Genomic DNA, 2,500 nt, shown 5'->3' on the forward strand with positions numbered 1-2,500 from the left:
CCGTGCCGGGCCGCAAACGCAAAACGGCCCGCGTGAAGCGGGCCGTTTTTGATTTGGTTGCGGGGACAGGATTTGAACCTGTGACCTTCAGGTTATGAGCCTGACGAGCTACCGGGCTGCTCCACCCCGCGTCAATCTTAGAAGTAAGCGCTGGCTTACTGGGTACAAGCTTCCGCCAACTGAAAGGGCCGCTTGCGCGGCCCGGGCTCCCGTATGGCGGGCCTGTTTTGTAAGGAGAAGATTTTTTCAACGTGCGTTTTGCAGACCTGGCAGCGACCTACTCTCCCGCGTCTTGAGACGAAGTACCATCAGCGCTGGAGCGTTTCACGGCCGAGTTCGGAATGGGATCGGGTGCAGCCGCTCCGCCATAACCACCAGGTCGGCAAAGCGCACGTTGCTCGAGAAGCTGTTTTCTGTGCCATCCATCTCGGCGCAATCCAAAGGATTGCGCTGGTGATGGGCATAAGGAATGAGAACGATCAAGCCGATCGAACTATTAGTACCGGTAAGCTTCAAGCGTTGCCGCTCTTCCACACCCGGCCTATCAACGTGGTCGTCTTCCACGGTTCTCAGGGAATACTCGTTTTAAGGTGGGTTTCCCGCTTAGATGCCTTCAGCGGTTATCCCGTCCGGATATAGCTACCCTGCTATGCGGCTGGCGCCACAACAGGTCCACCAGAGATCCGTCCATCCCGGTCCTCTCGTACTAGGGACAGATCCTTTCAATATTCCTACACCCACGGCAGATAGGGACCGAACTGTCTCACGACGTTCTGAACCCAACTCACGTACCGCTTTAAATGGCGAACAGCCATACCCTTGGGACCTGCTCCAGCCCCAGGATGCGATGAGTCGACATCGAGGTGCCAAACAACCCCGTCGATATGGACTCTTGGGGGTCATCAGCCTGTTATCCCCGGCGTACCTTTTATCCGTTGAGCGATGGCCCTTCCACGCGGGACCACCGGATCACTATGACCGACTTTCGTCTCTGCTCGACTTGTCAGTCTCGCAGTCAGGCAGGCTTATGCCATTGCACTCAGCGAACGATTTCCGACCGTTCTGAGCCCACCATCGCGCGCCTCCGTTACTCTTTAGGAGGCGACCGCCCCAGTCAAACTACCCACCATACATTGTCCCGGACCCGGATAACGGGCCGCGGTTAGACATCCATAGTGATAAGGGTGGTATTTCAAGGGTGGCTCCACCTGAGCTGGCGCCCAGGTTTCAAAGCCTACCACCTATCCTACACATGCCACTACGAATGCCAATGTAAAGCTATAGTAAAGGTGCACGGGGTCTTTCCGTCTAACCGCAGGAACCCCGCATCTTCACGGGGAATTCAATTTCACTGAGTCTATGCTGGAGACAGCGGGGAAGTCGTTACGCCATTCGTGCAGGTCGGAACTTACCCGACAAGGAATTTCGCTACCTTAGGACCGTTATAGTTACGGCCGCCGTTTACTGGGGCTTCGATTCAGAGCTTGCACCCCTCCTCTTAACCTTCCAGCACCGGGCAGGCGTCAGACCCTATACGTCGTCTTGCGACTTCGCAGAGCCCTGTGTTTTTGATAAACAGTCGCTACCCCCTGGTCTGTGCCACCCTCCTCCACTTGCGTGGAAAAGGGTCACGCTTCTTCCGAAGTTACGCGTGCAATTTGCCGAGTTCCTTCAGCATAGTTCTCTCAAGCGCCTTGGTATACTCTACCAGTCCACCAGTGTCGGTTTCGGGTACGGTCTATAAGGAGGAGCTATTTCCTGGAACCACGCAGCAGCCCTTTCAATCCGATAAGATTGGACTACCTCAATGATCCGTCACTTCCTCCAGGCCCACGAATATTAACGTGGTTCCCATCGTCTACGCATTTCTGCCTCGACTTAGGGGCCGGCTAACCCTGCTCAGATTAGCTTTAAGCAGGAACCCTTGGACTTTCGGCGGGGGAGTCTCTCACTCCCCTTACGTTACTCATGTCAGCATTCGCACTTCTGATACCTCCACCACCCCTCACGGGTATGGCTTCATCAGCTTACAGAACGCTCCGCTACCGCTCGTATTGCTACGAACCCTAAGCTTCGGTGTATGGCTTGAGCCCCGTTACATTTTCGGCGCAAAGACCCTTATTTAGACCAGTGAGCTGTTACGCTTTCTTTAAATGATGGCTGCTTCTAAGCCAACATCCTGGTTGTTTTGGGATCCTCACATCCTTTCCCACTTAGCCATAACTTGGGGACCTTAGCTGTAGGTCAGGGTTGTTTCCCTTTTCACGACGGACGTTAGCACCCGCCGTGTGTCTGCCGACTAGTACTCCCAGGTATTCGGAGTTTGGTTAGGTTTGGTAATCCGGTGAGGACCCCTAGCCCATCCAGTGCTCTACCCCCTGGGGTATTCGGTCGACGCTCTACCTAAATAGATTTCGCGGAGAACCAGCTATTTCCGAGTTTGATTGGCCTTTCACCCCTAGCCACAAGTCATCCCGAACTATTGCAACAGTTATGGGTT

General features: G+C 54.5%; 1 tRNA gene and 2 rRNA genes (1 of these 3 cut by a window edge). All 3 read right to left on the reverse strand.

The window, feature by feature from the left end:
• Positions 1–54: 54 nt before the first annotated feature.
• Positions 55–131: transfer RNA gene (locus EOB36_RS32725), tRNA-Met, on the reverse strand.
• A 133-nt stretch (positions 132–264) separates the two neighbouring features.
• A 5S ribosomal RNA gene (rrf, locus tag EOB36_RS32730) occupies positions 265–379 on the reverse strand.
• Positions 380–475: 96 nt separating this feature from the next.
• Positions 476–2,500 (reverse strand): 23S ribosomal RNA (locus tag EOB36_RS32735) (it continues 782 nt past the right edge of the window).

The sequence above is a fragment of the Mesorhizobium sp. M6A.T.Cr.TU.017.01.1.1 genome (assembly GCF_004023115.1).
Taxonomy (GTDB): domain Bacteria; phylum Pseudomonadota; class Alphaproteobacteria; order Rhizobiales; family Rhizobiaceae; genus Mesorhizobium; species Mesorhizobium mediterraneum.